12 protein-coding genes are annotated in these 17,807 nt (G+C 39.4%); 6 read left to right on the top strand and 6 right to left on the bottom strand.

From position 1 onward, the window contains the following. Positions 1 to 272: 272 nt before the first annotated feature. Complete coding sequence (locus KHA93_RS16425) at positions 273 to 872, bottom strand: hypothetical protein (RefSeq protein WP_213111724.1); 600 nt, start codon at positions 870 to 872, stop codon at positions 273 to 275. 14 nt (positions 873 to 886) lie between these two features. After that, complete coding sequence (locus KHA93_RS16430; protein ID WP_213111725.1) at positions 887 to 2,059, bottom strand: ParM/StbA family protein; 1,173 nt, start codon at positions 2,057 to 2,059, stop codon at positions 887 to 889. A gap of 649 nt (positions 2,060 to 2,708) precedes the next feature. Here KHA93_RS16430 and KHA93_RS16435 point away from each other — a divergent pair. Continuing rightward, a complete protein-coding gene (locus tag KHA93_RS16435; RefSeq protein WP_213111726.1) occupies positions 2,709 to 3,500 on the top strand; it encodes a LysM peptidoglycan-binding and 3D domain-containing protein in 792 nt (263 codons plus the stop codon). A gap of 288 nt (positions 3,501 to 3,788) precedes the next feature. Here KHA93_RS16435 and KHA93_RS16440 read toward each other — a convergent pair whose 3' ends face one another. Both KHA93_RS16440 and KHA93_RS16445 read right to left on the bottom strand, forming a co-directional pair. After that, positions 3,789 to 5,129 (bottom strand): cyclic 2,3-diphosphoglycerate synthase, encoded by a 1,341-nt coding sequence (locus KHA93_RS16440; RefSeq protein WP_213111728.1) that lies wholly within the window; start codon positions 5,127 to 5,129, stop codon positions 3,789 to 3,791. Between the two features lie 340 nt (positions 5,130 to 5,469). After that, positions 5,470 to 5,826, bottom strand: coding sequence for a nucleotide excision repair endonuclease (locus KHA93_RS16445; RefSeq protein WP_213111729.1), 357 nt, complete (start codon positions 5,824 to 5,826; stop codon positions 5,470 to 5,472). Between the two features lie 236 nt (positions 5,827 to 6,062). Between KHA93_RS16445 and KHA93_RS16450 the strand changes: the two genes are divergently transcribed. The 3 genes from KHA93_RS16450 to KHA93_RS16460 all read left to right on the top strand — a co-directional run bounded on the left by KHA93_RS16450 (position 6,063) and on the right by KHA93_RS16460 (position 10,776). Further along, positions 6,063 to 6,887: a hypothetical protein gene (locus tag KHA93_RS16450; protein ID WP_213111730.1), complete on the top strand. Its 825-nt coding sequence runs from the start codon at positions 6,063 to 6,065 to the stop codon at positions 6,885 to 6,887. A 398-nt stretch (positions 6,888 to 7,285) separates the two neighbouring features. Continuing rightward, positions 7,286 to 8,917, top strand: a complete 1,632-nt coding sequence (locus tag KHA93_RS16455) for a copper amine oxidase (protein WP_213111731.1) — start codon at positions 7,286 to 7,288, stop codon at positions 8,915 to 8,917. A 677-nt stretch (positions 8,918 to 9,594) separates the two neighbouring features. Next, positions 9,595 to 10,776 (top strand): NupC/NupG family nucleoside CNT transporter, encoded by a 1,182-nt coding sequence (locus KHA93_RS16460; protein ID WP_213111732.1) that lies wholly within the window; start codon positions 9,595 to 9,597, stop codon positions 10,774 to 10,776. A 143-nt stretch (positions 10,777 to 10,919) separates the two neighbouring features. Here the strand turns inward: KHA93_RS16460 and KHA93_RS16465 are convergent, their stop codons facing one another. After that, a complete protein-coding gene (locus KHA93_RS16465; protein WP_213111733.1) occupies positions 10,920 to 11,768 on the bottom strand; it encodes an MBL fold metallo-hydrolase in 849 nt (282 codons plus the stop codon). A gap of 735 nt (positions 11,769 to 12,503) precedes the next feature. On the opposite strand from KHA93_RS16465, the gene KHA93_RS16470 reads away from it, so the two are divergent. Together KHA93_RS16470 and KHA93_RS16475 are read left to right on the top strand one after the other, a co-directional pair. Beyond that, complete coding sequence (locus KHA93_RS16470; protein ID WP_233711198.1) at positions 12,504 to 14,615, top strand: ATP-binding protein; 2,112 nt, start codon at positions 12,504 to 12,506, stop codon at positions 14,613 to 14,615. Further along, positions 14,602 to 15,327 carry a response regulator transcription factor gene (locus tag KHA93_RS16475; RefSeq protein ID WP_233711199.1) on the top strand — a complete coding sequence of 242 codons (726 nt, stop codon included), beginning with the start codon at positions 14,602 to 14,604 and terminating at the stop codon, positions 15,325 to 15,327. The genes KHA93_RS16470 and KHA93_RS16475 overlap by 14 nt, the downstream gene beginning before the upstream one ends. A gap of 267 nt (positions 15,328 to 15,594) precedes the next feature. On the opposite strand, the gene KHA93_RS23655 is transcribed toward KHA93_RS16475, so the two are convergent. After that, a complete protein-coding gene (locus tag KHA93_RS23655; protein WP_285891555.1) occupies positions 15,595 to 17,649 on the bottom strand; it encodes a flagellin N-terminal helical domain-containing protein in 2,055 nt (684 codons plus the stop codon). Positions 17,650 to 17,807 lie beyond the last annotated feature (158 nt).

A 17,807-nucleotide genomic window follows, 5' to 3' on the forward strand; every position in this document is an offset into this window, starting at 1 on the left:
AGCCTTTATGAATGGTAGAGAATAGGGCATTCGCTTTTCGTGACATAAATCTCAAGTGTCTCATCCCTGTGTTCTATGACGTCAAGAAGTTCTTTACCACTTTTTGAAATCTCCATTTACTATAGTAAAACTCCCCATCGTCCGAAAGGGAGCCGTATACGATAAGAAGAGGCTTTTGTTAGTACTTAAGATTTTTTTATAAAAGGGATCAGTCCCCCGCTATAAAGTAACGGGGACTGATCCCAAAGTTTTTTCACCTGATTAACGGTAGACTACTTATTCATTGCAGCAAGAAAATCCCCTAACAGACTGTCTAAATCATTTTCTGCCGCATCATTTTCCTCTTCCGCTCTTACGGAGTGATTTTGTTTTGCGCTTTCCCACTTAAATGTATGTATATCATCAACATCATCTGTTGAAGCAGTTTCTTCAAAAGAATGTAAATGGCCTTCCTCGTTTGAAACCTCAATCGGTTGCTCTTCCATTTCTACTTCCTCTTGAAGATACAAGGCCTCATCCAGGTTTAAGGAGTTGCTATTTAACGAGGCTAGTAGGGAAGCCGTACGAACTGGGTCATTTAAGAGCTGGTAAATAATACTCCCGAGTAATGCCTCGGAATGCTCATGCTTAAGCCAATTACGTTGTGATTTACTCAATTTATGGGGGAGAGGAACAGAAATAATTTCCCGTTTCTTTGAAAAAGACTGGCCGACTCCCTGCATCACAAACTCAGCAATTTTACTGGAAAAATTCCTCCGTTCCGTTTCCTTTAGCCTTTGTAGATGTTTTAATAAATAATCAGGTGTATCAGAGGGTACGCGAAATGAAATCGCTTGGCCCCTCTTCACCTCATTTGAAGAAGACTTTTTCATAAGATCACCTTATCTTATTTTTTTACTGGTTCCTTTGGTACCAGTTGCTTCTCTGTCTTCCTTACAAAATCGGTAATAAGCTTATAATAAGCATTTGCCATCATCCAAATACTCTCTTTTTCATCTTCAAAGAATTCAATATTATAACCATCTAGATTATTATTTAACGTTTTTAGATATTCCTTTAATACATTTGACCCTCCGCCAACAAAATAGCAAATTTCTGTTTGCGAGTTTTTTAGCCAGACATTGCGGAGTAATCGATATTGCTTTTTGGCTAACTCAAGTAGAATGCGATCTGTTATATCATGAACACTTGTCCGGCTCCCTTTTACCATAATATGATTGCGGTTATTTTTTCTTGTAATAACTTCAACCACATCACGGCGGCTGTCCAATTCTATTCCATGTTTGGATCTGATTTCTTCTCTTATCGCCTCTAACGATTCAGATACCCCAAGATTAAATCCTTGGGCCTTATCATCATCGACATTCCGGTTTCTAATAACCGCAATATCTGTTGACAGACCCCCAATATCTTGAATTAAGATTCTTTTATCGACTAAATCTTTGTTGATGATTTTAAGATTATTATCCATTACAAGATTAATATAGGCGGCAAAGCCTTCTGGATAAACCTTTACTTCATTAAACTTAATGTTCACCTTTAATCCCTGGTATTTTGGTGTTACGAGAAATTCCACTTGATGAACGGAGCCTGTTAGTTTCGAGCGGTATCCAGAATCCTTGCCTTCCTTTACTTCACGAAGGGGGAGACCGGTTCCAAGCATATAGTTTGCATCAATGACATTTTTTCCTCGTGGGAAGATAGATGCATTTTCCTCCCTCACCGCATCTAATGCTAATGCGGCAAACAGCATAACCAATGTTTGATCTTCTTCTGATTTACTGCTTCCGGGGTCTAACTCGGCTGCATTACTGCTCTTGGTCGCTAAGTGACCTACACGGTAAATGACGTTATTCTCTTTCAAAGCTGGAGAGTGGACCTTTATATGAATCCCCTCCACCGGATCCTTACTATTTAATTCTTCTATTCCAATTACAGGGCGGTCTTCTGTATCTATTGCCACAATGTTAGGTATATTTAATTCGTGCTCTAGTTCTCCGAAAATAGCCTTTAACGAGTCATTTCCAACATCAACTGCTGCAATTCTGGGCATAGACATTCCAATCATTCCTTTTTAATAAATTTGCTATGTACATCCAATGACTTCTATTAAAGGTTATAAGAGTTTACTAGATTCAACAATGACTCTTACCGAAAAGAAATGAAACTGTAAACCTGTAAACACCTTGTAAACATAACGTCTTTTGTAAACATTTCTGTAAACTTCAATTACAAAACCGTACACATATTGCCATATAAAGAAGTAAACATGTTTGTATACATGTACACAGGTTTGTGTACGCCATGTTTACTTTTTGTAAACATGCAAACAAGAGTTGTAAACAATATGATTTCACGTTTACTAGGAACAAAAACAAACTTCGATCTATCTAAACGAGAAGTTTATTAAAGCTAACACCTACCTACACTCATACTTATTCCATACAATAAAAAACTTCATTTACTTGGGTACGGTTCACCGTGATGGAATAAAGAATGTGTATACTGAGACATACTACTTGTTTTTTGTCTTTTTGAATAAAGGCTAAAAAAACCCTAAAATTTTCTGATTACTAATTAATACTAGAAATATTTTCGCAATATAAATGCCACGGATGTAATCAAATTAACACTCCCCTGTTCTTTTTCTAGGAAAAATCTATGTTACTATAATAAAAAATTAACAACTACAACATGGGGGTAAAAGAATGCTAAAAAAAATGATATCTATTTTGGCTGTTACTCTACTCACAGTAACAGTAGGTGCAAATGTACAAGCTTCAACGATTACCGTACAAAAAGGAGATACACTTTGGGATCTATCCCAAGCAAATAATACATATGTAAAAAATATCAAAATATTAAATAATCTCACTACAGACCTAATTCACCCTGGAGATGCACTTATCGTTGCACCACATAAACAATATACGGTTAAGCAAGGTGACACATTATGGGACATAGCCAAGAATCATCAAGTAACCGTATCACAAATTAAAGAATGGAACCGACTAGATACCGATCTCATCCATCCTGGATTAAATTTATTAATCTTTGAAAGTGTAAAAACTACCACCACTAATATTGCAGAAAAACCGATACAGTCAGCTACAGGAGCACCAAAGGAAAGTACAAGTGTGGCGCCATCTACTGAAGGACAAAATAAAAGTACATCTGCTGTACCAACTACATCCACAAATAATACAAGTTCAAAGGTAATTACAGTGAAAGCAACTGCTTATACAGCTTCATGTAAAGGTTGTTCCGGTATTACGGCAACTGGAATTAACCTTATAGAAAACCCAAATGCAAAGGTTATCTCAGTTGACCCATCTGTTATTCCTCTTGGCAGTAAAGTTTATGTAGAAGGATATGGTGAAGCAATTGCCGGAGATACTGGTGGAGCTATTAAAGGAAATAAAATTGATGTGTTTATTCCTTCTAAACAAGATGCAATTAATTTTGGTGTAAAACAATTAAAGGTAACAATTTTAAACTGATCCAAAGTCATCCTTTCCTAAGAATCTAATCTTCCACAAGACACTGCAAAATCTTGAAGTTCAAGTTTTTGCAGTGTTTTTCTTATATTGACATTTTTAGAAACTCGCTGTTACCTCATTTCAATTATTCGAGACATAACTATATCATAAAAACCGTGCCTATTTATGATACGGTCCTCCGTGATGGATCTAAATGAGGTTATGAAACCGAGTTGAAATGGTTTGACGCTCACATTTAAAAAGACTAGCAACTGATCTGTTGCTAGTCTCTTTAAATTTATTTAAGTCTCACCCAAGTTTATGTTCTTGGATAAAATCTTTTAAAATTCCGCTTAAATTCGGACTGCTAATTTCATCTAAATCATAGTGTACACGTGTGCACGGTTTATTAATCGAAATGACGCGGGATAAATCGATTGGTGTCCCAATAATCACTGCATCACAATCAGCATTATTTATGGTTTCTTCAAGGTCTTTCAATTGCTGTTCGCCGTATCCCATCGCTGGAAGGACGTTTGCAATATGTTTGTATTTGTTAAAGGTTTCTTTTAATGTACCTACTGCAAATGGACGTGGGTCAATAATCTCCTTTGCACCTAAACGTTCAGCCGCAACGATACCTGCACCAAGTTTCATCTCTCCATGTGTCAAAGTCGGACCATCTTCTACGACTAACACGCGTTTTCCAACAATGCTTTCCGGTTGATCGACGGTAATTTTTGATTCAGCCTTAATAATGGTGCTATTTGGACTTGCAAATTTGATATTATTTTCTACGATTTGAACAGCTTCCTCTGCTGCACTATCTACTTTATTAATGATAGCGACATCAGTTGTTCTTAAACATACTTCGCCAGGATAGTATTTTAGCTCATGACCTGGGCGATGCGGGTCCAAGACAGTAACAGCTAAATCAGGCTCGAAGAAAGAGAAATCATTATTTCCCCCGTCCCATAAAATAACGTCACAGCCATCTGGATCATTTTCAGCTGCTGCCAAAATATCTGCATAATCAACGCCAGCGTATATAATATTTCCTCGTGCCACATGTGGTTCATATTCTTCCATTTCTTCAATCGTACAATTATGTTTCTTTAAATCGTCCACTGTCGCAAAACGCTGAACACGCTGCGCGTTTAAATCGCCATAAGGCATCGGATGTCTCACTGCAACAACTTTTAAATCATGTTCAAGCAGCGTTTCAATAATTTTTCTTGATGTTTGGCTTTTTCCTGTACCAGTTCGCACTGCGCAAACAGAAATAACAGGCTTATTACTTTTTAACATCGTGCTTTTTGGCCCTAACAATGTGAAGTTCGCACCCGCTGCATTCACGATCGCACCCACGCCCATCACATCTTCATAACTAACATCACTATAGGCAAAAACACATTCATCCACTTGCAACTCTTTAATCAACTCTGGTAATTGATCTTGTGAATAAATCGGAATCCCTTCAGGATACAGTTCGCCCGCTAATTCACTTGGATATTTACGTCCATCAATATCTGGAATTTGCGCTGCTGTAAAAGCAACAACTTTATACGCTTTATTATCGCGATAATACGTATTAAAATTGTGAAAATCTCTACCTGCTGCACCTATAATAATAATATTTTTTATTTCCATAGAACTCTCTCCTATAATTACAATAAATTATTATAATTATAACTATAATTGCATATTAATACAATAAAAAATGCAAAAGTGCTAGAAATAAAAAATAACCACATTCGTTTATGACATGGTTTATTATGGTGATTTAAGAGACAAACAAGGGACAGAAAATCCATATCTGTCTCCTTTTTCATTTCTATTATTCAGCTAATTCTCAGGAGTAAGTATATATGTATGTTAGCAATTTTTTGAGTGTACTACCCAATCGTTCTCATCCTTTAATCTTTCAAATTATAAAAGGCAATAGGTATGGTCTTAATTGACTGTACCTATTGCCGTCTTGATAAAGCTTCTATCTAAAAAACACCTTGTCTATATTGTACATAGACTTGAGTTCATTAATAATAAACGTTTCGTAAATTTCTCTATGTACAGGGTCTTCAATAACACAAACTTCAATTTTAGTGACTTCATCTCTATGGGCTTTAATTGGGGATACAGTATCCTCAAAGTGCTTTTTTATTCTTGGTCTCAGCTTCCTTGCTTTACCAACGAACAATAGCTCTTGATTTTTGTTATAGAACATAAAAATACCACCCTTATCCCTAGGGATAAGATGAAAATCAGTAAACCCATTAATATTACTTAGCTCAGGATTATTCTGTTTGGTAATGGTAACAATTGGCTTTGGAATAGTTATATTTATCACTTACGTTCACTTCCTCCTTCAATATCTCTTTAAATGCTATCATAACAGGAAAAAACCTCATTTACTTATGATACGCTTCACAAGCGGTAGTTTTTTATTACACCCTTCTTTTTAAAGACCCATCCACCTACACAAAAACATTCAAATATATTATGTTTCGTATGTCCATCTTTGTTATATAAAACAACTCCATTCACATAAATTATTCTTAGGATCAATAAAAGGAGGGATTTTTATTGGAAGAAGTTAGCCATATCAATTCGCCCCCTAAAAAACGTTTAAAAACCATATTATTCACTATTTTCGTTTCTATATTCGCACTTGGCGGTTTAATTTTACTGGAGTCTTTACAGGAGGGATTATTGCCTTGGGTGACCATTGGGTGTCCAGGTTGTGATGCGGAGAATCCAGTATATAATGTGGGAAAGTTTCGTTGGTTTGGTGCCGAACATGGAGCATTAGTAGGCATTATGTTTAGTGGCAGCTTGATTGCCCTGCTATGGAAACCGTGGAATAAGCCGCTTTTGCTACAGTTCTATATCTTAGGCCATATCATCTTCCTAGGATTATCCTTTTTAATTGGGACTGAAAATCCCGATGCGGCACCATTTATTGAACTCATATTTTTAATACCGCTCATAATACTGGCATTAACGTACCCTGGAAAGGGCCTATGGAATAATATGTTTAAAAGCGCTAATTATTCTCGTCCCTTACTCCTCCTAACCTTAATTGCTTTTATTTTTATGGCTCCCAGTATGTGGGATCAGCTTCAATCCCAACTTAATGTTGTTAGTGAATTTGCTAAATATAATAGATGGGCCGAAAGTATACAACTTTTCTCCATTCTAATTTTTTCAAATTTATTAGCTGCAACTCGAAAACCTGGGTGGAAAGAACTCACTATTCTTATCGGTATTTCATATCTATTCTTAGGAATCGCAGCGATCACAGTTCCAGGTCAAGAAGGCAGCTGGGGAATTTATGGAGGTATTATATCGATCTTAGGTGGAATCAGTTATATTGGAATTGCCTCAAACAGATTTAAAACGAAGAAATAAATTCAAGACGTAGGGTTTTACCTTTCTATAAAAATATCAATCGGCTGCCAAAAAAGAGTAGGAATATATTAAGAAAAGTACCTGTCACTCCCCGAATAATTTGGTGACAGGCACTTTTGGTAAAAAAATTCCCTCTCTTTGTGCTAATGTTCAATAAGATTATCAAGTACCGATTTTTATTAATTTCTCTATAGACTAGTGGAAGCAAAGTTTTTTTGCTTCTTTTTGTGTGTGCTTTGAAAAATTCCACCCACGCTCGTTTCATAATGGAATCACAGATAATATAATACAAGCTTTAAAAAATAGGTAAACAAACGGTTTCTTCTGATATTTCATTAACATATGATGCTAGAAGAGTTGTAATAACTACTCAAAAAGTATATTTGGAGAGTGATTCAATGGGATTAAGTCGAGAACTTATTATAGATGTAGTTCCATTTGGTCTAGATCAAGAAGCAATAAATAAAATAAAAAGTATCTGTGATGATCATCCTTCTATCCAATCTTATTTACGGGGAACGAGAAATTTGTTGCTCTCTTTGGAATTACTTGATCCAGAGGATATTCCTGGAAGCCAATTAAACAACCCGAAAAATTCTCAACCTAGACCGCCCAGTGATTTTCTAGCCACATATTATGACTACACCAATAATCGAACAGTAATAGCCACTGGACCGATTCATAATCCAGGACACCTCAAAGCCTATCAATTAGATACCCAGCCATTACCAAGTATAGAGGAATTCGAGTTAGCGATAAATATTGTTCGAGATCATCCTGAGCTTGGCAGCTTCATTCAAGAAAATCTTCTGTATCCCTACAGAGCAATGCCAGCCATCATCGATACTGAGGTTCGAAACAACCGTTTTGAAAGGACCCTTGCAGTTGGACTTCTCCCCCTAGAGGAAGCTCAAGAAGTTAACGGAGAGCTTTTACATCAGATTGTCGGAGTTAATATGATTAAACGTGAAGTAATTATATATGAAACGGGTGCCCCGCCATCTTCAACTGCAAGTGTTCAAATTTGTCAACCCCCACCTGATGCGCATCAGCCTACAGTAAGAAGAGGAACTGCAGGACAAGTACAAATAAAAGTGTCGCAAGGTAATACGGAGCTTTGGAGCTTCCTTGCAGTGAGACCAGCTGCTTCTTCAGGTATAGTTGGTTCAGGGATCGAACTTCGAGATGTGATGTATCGAGGAAAAAAAGTATTATCCCGTGCTCACGTACCAATCCTGAATGTTCGTTACGTGAATGATGTTTGTGGTCCTTACCGTGATTGGCAGTGGCAGGAAGGAAGTATTGAAGCAATTGGAACAGATATTGCACCCGGATTTCGTATGTGCTCAATCCCTGCACGAACCATCCTTGATAATGGTACTGATACAGGTAACTATCTCGGTGTAGGGATTTATACAGAAGGGGAAGAAATGGTATTAGTAAGTGAATTGGAAGCTGGCTGGTATCGATATATCAGTGAATGGCGTTTCCACAACGATGGTACTATTCGCCCACGTTTTGGTTTTAGTGCAGTAGCCAATTCTTGTACATGCAATCCTCATATTCACCACGTATATTGGAGATTGGATTTTGATATTCGGGAAGCTAATAATAACCTTATTCAAGAGATTAACGACCAGATCAGTACTGGAACTTCTATTTTTCGAACGATTAATTATGAAATCAAAAGAACGCGTGACACCTTTCATAATAGAAAATGGCTAGTTTCTAACAAATTAACGGGTGAAGGATATTATTTGGTCCCTGGTAAGGATGATGGTAAAGCAGATAGTTTTGGCGTAGGGGATGTGTGGCTTCTTAGCTACCATAGTAATGAGTTAGATGATGGACAGGGTTTTACTTCAAATTTAGATAAAGCTAGAGCTAATTTAGACAAATTCGTAAATAGTGAGAATATTAACGGACGAGATATAGTGGTTTGGTATTCGGCACATTTCGTACATGATGAATCAAGTGGAGAAGAAGTTCCGCACATACTTGGACCAGAATTAAAACCTCGAAACTGGTAGTGTTCATTAATAATCTGATAGAGTATAGCTAAATATAAATTGGATAAAACTGGGCAGTTCAGCTACAACTGCCCCTTTCTATTTATTAGATTGGACTTGCTTCGTTAATCCTATAATGAGTAACTCCACTATAGTTATTAATACATATTTTTATATTAAATATAATAGAAAAAGAAGAAGATAAATCATCGTTTTCTGATGATTTATCTTCTTTATTTTTGAAAAGTGCCTTACTACTTAAACCTCATTTACTTATGGGGCGGTTCACAGTACCTATTTAACAATTCTTTCTCAATTAACATCTTAAGGTCACAAGTTCTTAGCAAAGCTTCTTGCTGTGATTCATCAAGTCTCCCCATATTAATCAAACTAATTTTTTTCTTAAATCTCCCCAATTTAGGGTAAGTATACGTATAATGTTAAACATTTTTTTGTTGTATTAAAAGATTAAATAGCACTGAACAATTTCATCTAGGCTTAGAATTGAATTTTCAATACCTTGGTGATTTACGGATAAATTCACAATAGATATTTTTATTTGAATACACTATGCCCGGTTCTTTTTTATTAAATGTGGACAAAATATCCATTGCAATCACAAATAAAAGAGGTTCTATACTAGTGGTAACTATACTAGAAGCGTGCACAAATTGTTTAAATTCATCAGGAGGTTACATATGCGATATGGTATTTCTATTTTAGGTATTCTTGTTGTATTGATTTTGGCTTGGTTGGCAAGTTCCAATCGAAAAGAGGTAAAATTCAAACCAATTATCACGATGCTTGTCATTCAAATTATTTTATCAGTATTTCTGTTAAATACAGAATTTGGCCTCATCATCATCAAAGGAATATCTACTATTTTTACCATGCTACTTAAATATGCAAACGAAGGGGTTTCCTTTGTGTTTGGCGGCATGGCGAACAAGGGAGAGACTCCATTCTTTTTAAATGTATTGCTGCCAATAGTATTTATTTCTGTATTAATTGGAATTCTCCAGCATCTAAGAATTTTGCCATTCCTCATGAGGGGGATTGGATGGCTATTAAGTAAAGTGAATGGAATGGGTAAGCTTGAATCATATAATGCAGTTGCTTCGCTGATGGTCGGACAATCGGAGGTTTTCATCACGTTAAAAAAACAACTAGGCCAGCTTTCGAAACAGCGCTTGTATACTCTATGCGCTTCGGCGATGTCGACTGTATCGATGTCCATTGTCGGTGCCTATATGACAATGCTGGAGCCAAAATATGTTGTCACAGCTTTAGTTTTAAATTTATTTGGTGGTTTTATCATCGCTTCTATTATTAATCCGTACGAGGTAAAAACAAGTGAAGATATATTAGAAATACAGGGGCTAGAAAAGCAATCCTTTTTTGAAATGCTCGGGGAGTATATCCTTGATGGTTTTAAAGTTGCCATTATCGTCGGTGCCATGCTGATTGGGTTCATTGCTTTAATGGCGGCATTCAATCATGTGTTTGAGCTATTATTCAACATTTCCTTTCAGCGGCTATTAGGCTATCTTTTTGCTCCAATTGCCTTCATTATGGGGATTCCTTCATCGGAAGCGATTAGTGCAGGGGGGATTATGGCGACTAAACTGGTAACCAATGAATTTGTCGCGATGATGGATTTATCCGGAGGCAATCATCACTTTAGTGCCCGTACACTGGGGATTCTCTCTGTATTCCTGGTTTCCTTTGCCAACTTCTCATCCATTGGCATTATTACCGGGGCGGTCAAAAGTCTGAATGAACAGCAGGGGAATGTCGTCGCGCGTTTTGGGTTGAAGCTGTTATATGGCGCCACACTTGTAAGCATACTTTCAGGTATCATCGTTAGTTTCATTTTATAAAACGCGCTGGGTAACCACGGCGTATTGGCAGTTGAAATGGAAACCAACGTCATTATATAAAATATAAAGCCCACTTCTTAAAGAGTGGGCCCATTGCTTAGTAATAGAAAAACTGCCTTCTAAAATTTTTATCAATCAATAAATTAATACCCATTTACAAAGTCGGCGATTGTTTCCCTTTCGTCTTCTGTCAGTTCCCTTTTTACGTACTTTTCGTATTCCTCCATTATTTTCTGTTTATCTCCACCGCAAATATCTGTATATTTCGCAATGGTTCTAAGCTTAGCTGCTTCCTGATTAAATTCCTCTTTTGAAATGGGCTTTTGATGCGAAGGTATATATGTATCTGCATCAAATGATTCTAGTTCATCTAATAGCGGTAGTATTTCCTTGATTGTATAGTTTTCTTTTTCGGAAAAAATATCAGGATAAATGCAGTCACCAAGAAAGAGAATCTTTTCTTCTTTAATATACACGATTACTGAATCTGCAGCGTGATCCCCTCCAACGTGTTGTACGATACAGGTTACCCCACCAAGGTCAATTTCCACCCGTTTTTCAAAAGTTACATCCGGCAAGACAATCCTGATATCTCGGTGATCCGTGAATTCCTCCTTAATTGCCTTCGCACAAAATTCAATTTCCGCTCCTTCTTTCACTCGTGCATCTAATGCCTCGTCTGACCATGAAAGCGGGATTAGCTTCTCCATTTCTTTTTTTGTTTCTTTGGAAGCAATAGAAACTGTATTAAGTAATGCTGAAAGACCAAAGATATGATCCCAATGCCAATGAGTAAGTACAACCATATTAGGATTGGGGACCTCCCTTTTTAAAAGTTCTTTCAAAAAATAATTTGCATGGTCTATTGAGTTGCCTGCATCAATCATTAATGTCTTGTTATCACCCACCACCATCCCTAGAATGGGCCGGTCGGTCACCGATATTGGAGTGATATACCAAAAACGCTTACCTATTTTGCTAATTGCGTGCATAAAGGATGACCTCCTTACTTTTCATATATTTTATTCAAATCGCGGTAGTTTACTCCACAGGGGAATTTTTTCAGAAATCCTCCCTTACTTATGGTACGATTCACCGTACCGATGAAAATCCTAAAAAGGCGATATTAGATTTTACCGAGCCAATCGAGTTCATTATATATATTTATTATGGGACAGTAACAGGGATTAGGCGTAAACTATGTATTTAATACTTTAAGTGTCATTATTGATGTAGCACACATTCGAGACATGTGGAGTGCTGTGTGTCGCCCGTAAGGAAGTAGTAGTTAAGAGCCGCATTTACCTGTATATTGAAGCCCGAATATATTTAGTACTCGGGCTTCTGTGTTTGTGTGGCCAAACGGGCCGAGCTAAAGAAGTGGAGGCTATGTGGCCCCCGCAAAATCATGGGAAATATTTTCGAAGCAAGGCGCCACATTGTGGGGTAAGAAAACGGCGTCTGAATCTACCGTTGTGATCTGCATCGGTGCGTCTGCTTCGTTACCCGTTCCCTTCTTCTTGTTTAAAACTTGGGGGTGGACGGTTCATTAACGTGCAAAAAAGAACCTCATCGTGATGTTTGTGTTCAACACCTTGCAAATATTTGTTGGGTACATTTTCCTTTAATGATGATATTATTTAGATAATCATCTTACTTATTGCGACTTGTAGATTGGGGTTGGGTTCATAATGAGGGGTATTCTCCGATTCGGTTCTCGTACTATCTTGCTTCATATAGCTGCTGCCGTTGTTATTGGTTTGGTTGCAAGCTATGCGGTCATCTCTGCACCGGACTCCCCTAAGTTCCAAAGTAAAGAAGGCATTCTGGATTTAACGCAGGTTCATGTCAGTAAGAATCCGATAAAGTTAAATGGGGAGTGGGCGTTCTACTGGCAAGAGCGGCTGTCGCCTGAGGACATACAGATTCGTTCGGCAAGGGACGGAAATAATGAACGCTGGATCAGCATCCCGAGCTCCTGGCTAGGCTATCGGTTAGATGGTCAGCAGCTGAACGGTACTGGCTTTGCAACCTTTCGGCTGGTCATCCAACTTAGCGAGCAGGATAGGAATGAGCGGCTTGCTCTGCGGCTCCCTACCATCTTTCATGCGTATAAATTATGGGTTAATGGCGAGTTACTGGCGGAAGTAGGTGTGGTTGGTCAGGACAAGAGCAGCGTGACACCGCATCTGTCAACGAAGCTGGTGTTCTTTCAGCCAGAGAATGACAGGGTGGAGCTGGTTATGCAAGTAGCCAACTTCCATCATAAGCGAGGCGGCATCACCAAGTATATAGAGTTTGGCGGCAGTGATGTGTTAACGGTTAGGACAAATCTGAGAATCGCCGCAGAAATGTTCACCACCGCAGGCCTGCTTGTGATTGGCGTATATCATCTGCTGTTGTTCGGACTTCGACGCAAAGATAGGGCTACATTGTATTTTGGTCTGTTCACTATGTTGTTGGGAATCCGATCATTGCTGGTCGGCGAGCTCTTGATCACACAATTGTGGCCAGCTATTCCGTGGGAATTACAGTTCAAGATCGAGTACCTGATTCTTTGCAGCAGTGGTTATATCATCGCGATGTACTCTGATTGCATCTTTCCAAATTCTGTGTCGCGTTGGTTTCATCTTGGCACGCGGATCGTAACCGGGGCATTCTGTATAATTATTGTGGTGACCCCTGCACTTATATATACAAAATTATTACTGATGATCGGTGTGATGGTTGTTCTCCATATGGTTTATCTGATGGTTGGGCTGGTCCAAGCGGCTGTGCGGCGTGTGGAGGGAGCGCTGATCTTCCTGCTGGTGTCAGTGGTTGCTCTTGTTACTGTCATCAACGATTTTTTATATTACAACGAATGGTCGCCGATCGGAAATACATCTCCGCTTGGTATGTTGGTGTTTACGATCGCACAGATGATTCTACTTTCTTCGAGATTTACGAGGGCGGCATCGAACGAGGAGAAGATTGCACGTGAGCTGCAGGACGCTAACAACAAGCTGACCGAAATGAATATGAATTTGGAACGGACCGTACAGGAACGCACACATGCCTTATCCGCAGCTCATGATGATCTCCGTATTTCGTATGACCGGTTGCTTCACTCCGAGCAAGGGAGGAAGAAGCTCCTTGCCTATATAACGCATGATCTGCGTTTGCCGCTGTCCAGCATGCTTGGTTATGTAGAAGCTGTGCAAGACAAGGTCAAGCCGGAACGTAATGAACAGTACCTGAAGTATATCCGGGATAACACGATTAGGATTAACCGCATGATCGAGGAGTTGTCCTTCTTGTCGCATTTGGAGACGGGACAAGTCTCGTACCGAATGGAGCCGGTTCATGTGAATCACTTCTTGCGTGGGTTTTTTGAACAATATGAGCTGGTTGTGCGTGACGCAGGGTTGGATTTCATGCTGGATATCGGAAATACGGAAGATCAACGACCTAACTTGCCTGTTGTCGAGATGGATGCGCAAAGATTAGAGCAGGCGTTGTTTAATCTAGTGTCGAACGCGATGAAATTCACCTCTAGGGGTGGGTTGGTGCGTATTGCGCTAGCTGTGGACGAGGTGAATCATACCCGCTATGCGATAATTAGCGTACAAGATTCTGGCACGGGTATTCCTCCAGATCAGCTCGAGCAAATCTTCGATCGCAATTACAAGTATGAACGACCGGGCGTGGAGAAGGGAGTAGAGGGCAGCGGGCTAGGGCTGGCGATTTGCAGGGAAATCGTACAAGCGCATGGAGGGACGGTTCGAGCGGAGAGCGACGGCAAGACGGGGTCGATATTCTATGTATCGCTTCCTTGTATTATAAATGAAGGAAGGTGAAGGTGTGATGGACACGCACAAAATTATGATCGTCGATGATGATCCCAATATATGCGAGATTGTTCAGGTGTATTGCGAGAGGGAGGGTTTCATATCCTCCTACAGTCATAGCGGGACAGAAGCCATGAAACTGCTTGCATTGTTCGAGCCGGATTTGATTGTACTGGATGTATTGCTGGCTAATGAAAACGGCATTGATTGGTGCAAGAACGCACGTAACTACACGAATGCGCCGATCGTGTTTCTGAGCAGTCATGAGGAAGACGAGGTGAAAATCAGCGCATTATCCTATGGCGGCGACGATTATGTGACCAAGCCGTTCAGTCCTGGAGTACTCATGGCCAAGATCAAGGCTCATCTTCGCAGAGTGTCGACGGGCAGAAAGGAACAACTGTTGGAGTTACCGGGTTTGACGCTGGATTTCTACGCACAGTCCGTCAACATGGGTAGTGAAACCATCTTTTTATCGAAAAAAGAGTTCAGTCTACTGTCCTATATGGCACAAAACGTTAATCGTGTCGTCACTGTCGATACGTTGTTTCAGCTCATCTGGGGAATGGAGAGTCTGGAGGATACGAGAACGGTCGCTGTACACATCAGTAATTTACGTAAAAAAATCGAGGCTGACCCTGCCGATCCTGAGAGAATCATTACGATTCGGGGGGCCGGGTATATGCTGGTTGCCAGAAGTGCGTTGCAAGCGCGAACATAGCGTTAAGGTTGGTAGTGTGACAACGACTGCCGCTAACACACTACAGCTAGAAGGGCTGATTATCCAGCGAAAGCGAATCACAAGTCGGCCACATTACCCCGAAAAGTGTTCACATGAAGGGTGGATCCTAGACCTCATGCAAACAACCTCCAATTCCACTTATGATAAAGTAGAGATGGAGGTTGTTTTTGCAAAAGAAATTAGTGATAAATGGAGACTGAAAACGATAAATGTGCCTTTGTGAAAACCCCCTCGGAATTTTGGGAGTTAACGGAGCAACTGCAGCACGCCTTGTGGCTGTTGGTTCGCTTGCGCCAGCATCGCTTGCGCAACTTGGGAAAGAATTGAGTTCTTCGTTTGTTCCATCATTTCTTTCGCCATGTCTACGTCACGGATACGAGACTCAGCAGCTGTTAAGTTTTCAGAAGATGTTCCTAAGTTGTTGATTGTGTGTTCCAGACGGTTTTGGAATGCACCAAGGCTAGAACGCTGTGCAGATACTGATTTGATAGCATTGTCAAATACAGTAATTGCATTTGCAGCGGCTTCAAATGTAGTAACATCTAAGGCAGATTCTACATTTGTACTATTTGTTCCGTCTGTAACATTTTTATCAGCAGAGAAACCTGTACCCGTCCCCACGATACCTAGGGCTGATGCTCTCATATCATTAATAGCTACTGACATGGATTGATTATCATTAGCACCAATTTGGAAACTTAATGATTTATCAACAGTAGTTGTCGTATCTGCTGTTTTACTTGTTTCAACAGCTACTTTCTCAGTTTCAAATTTAAAAGTACCTGAGAAGTCAGTAGCATCCTGTGCATCTAAATCGAATGAAACACCATTTGACTCATAACTAATTGATGAGGTCCCATCCCAAGAAAGTGTAGATTTTGAAACAGAAACACCTTTATCATCCTGAAGGTCTACAATAAGGTCAGTGCCGTCCCATGCGATTTTAATTTGTGCAACATTAGCAAGTAATTCAGGAGAATCACCATCGACTTTAAAGTTAGTTAATTGAGCCCCTTGTCCGGCTAAAGTAGTAGAAGCATCCACTCCATCAGCGATTGCTGAGGAAGACTCCCCTTGTGTTTCAACACCAGGTGTACCAGTAACGGTTACTGTAATACCTATGAAGCTGCCACCTTGAGCTTGAAAAGCCGCTTCAATTGCATCCTTAATATCTGAATTGCTAGAAAAATCTCCATTAGTATCTGTATCGTCAAAGTCCCCATTGATAATGATTTTTTTATTAGTTGTATCAATAGTTGCACTTGTAGTAGTGTCATCCGCTACTGTTCCAAACTCAATTGTATAGCCATTTAAAGTTGCCCCTGCACCTGTAAAATCAAAAGATAGTGCACCAGCAGTTACTTGTCCTGGTGCCGTTTCAGGAACAGGTGTTGCTCCTGGAGCAGTATTAGTTGTAAAATCTTGTATAGTCGTTGCTGTTTGAACACCCCCGGTTACGTCAGCCCCAACTATATTTAAATTTATGTCAACTTTCTCATTTTCTGCCCAGTTTTTAACCTCTTCGCCTGTAAATGAAAATTTGATTCCATGATTATCAAAAGTATATGTGTCAGTTTCTAGGTCGTGTGCAAGAGCTTCTGCCTTAATTTCAAGCGTGTTTGCTCCGCCATCTATACCTTTAAAATCTAATTTAAATCCGTCTGCATCTCTTGTAATAGATAATTTATTCGTTTGTGTTATGTCTAAGTCTGACCAATCAAACCCGTTTGCAGCTGTACCAGAAAATCCAACATCAAAATTCACTTTGGAGTCATCGCTTGACCAAGTAGCTGGTTGCAGTCCAACCGTAATTGTTTGGGATTTTGCCTTTACTACATCCACAGATATTGTTTTACCTGGAGTAGTAATAGAAGTAATCGCTCTTTCTCCGTTGAGAAGCTTCATTGTATTGAACTCAGTAGTGTTACCAATTCGGTTGATTTCAGAAGTTAATTGATTGATTTCTGTTTGGATTTCTTTACGGTCATCTGTTGTATTTGTATCGTTTGACGCTTGAACAGCTAGTTCACGCATACGTTGAAGAATTGAATGTGTTTCGTTTAATGCACCTTCAGCTGTTTGAAGCAAACTAACACCATCTTGTGCATTTTTAGCCGCCATATCCAATCCTCGAATTTGTCCACGCATTTTTTCTGAGATTGCTAGCCCTGCTGCATCATCCCCAGCACGGTTGATACGAAGACCTGAAGCTAGTTTCTCCATTGATTTAGCTTGTCCAGTTGATGCACTATTCAACTGGCGGTGCGTGTTCAGTGCTGCAATGTTGTGGTTAATTCTCATTTCTCATTACCTCCATGTGGTGTGTTTTAGGATGCCTATCCGTTTGCATCCTTCGAAGCTCATACCCTGTGCTCACAAGTCATTGATGGATTGCGCGCTAATCCAAAACAAGGATTTGTAAGTCAAACTATTATCTTCCTTGATTTCACCACTCGTCC

It is taken from the genome of Lederbergia citrisecunda (assembly GCF_018343695.1).
GTDB lineage: Bacteria > Bacillota > Bacilli > Bacillales > Bacillaceae_C > Lederbergia > Lederbergia citrisecunda.

What these genes read in the sequence shown, in the direction of transcription:
- KHA93_RS16425 (WP_213111724.1), bottom strand. Translation starts at nt 872, where the DNA reads ATGAAAAAGTCTTCTTCAAATGAGGTGAAGAGGGGCCAAGCGATTTCA.
- KHA93_RS16430 (WP_213111725.1), bottom strand. Translation starts at nt 2,059, where the DNA reads ATGTCTATGCCCAGAATTGCAGCAGTTGATGTTGGAAATGACTCGTTA.
- KHA93_RS16435 (WP_213111726.1), top strand. Translation starts at nt 2,709, where the DNA reads ATGCTAAAAAAAATGATATCTATTTTGGCTGTTACTCTACTCACAGTA.
- KHA93_RS16440 (WP_213111728.1), bottom strand. Translation starts at nt 5,129, where the DNA reads ATGGAAATAAAAAATATTATTATTATAGGTGCAGCAGGTAGAGATTTT.
- KHA93_RS16455 (WP_213111731.1), top strand. Translation starts at nt 7,286, where the DNA reads ATGGGATTAAGTCGAGAACTTATTATAGATGTAGTTCCATTTGGTCTA.
- KHA93_RS16460 (WP_213111732.1), top strand. Translation starts at nt 9,595, where the DNA reads ATGCGATATGGTATTTCTATTTTAGGTATTCTTGTTGTATTGATTTTG.
- KHA93_RS16465 (WP_213111733.1), bottom strand. Translation starts at nt 11,768, where the DNA reads ATGCACGCAATTAGCAAAATAGGTAAGCGTTTTTGGTATATCACTCCA.
- KHA93_RS16475 (WP_233711199.1), top strand. Translation starts at nt 14,602, where the DNA reads ATGAAGGAAGGTGAAGGTGTGATGGACACGCACAAAATTATGATCGTC.
- KHA93_RS23655 (WP_285891555.1), bottom strand. Translation starts at nt 17,649, where the DNA reads ATGAGAATTAACCACAACATTGCAGCACTGAACACGCACCGCCAGTTG.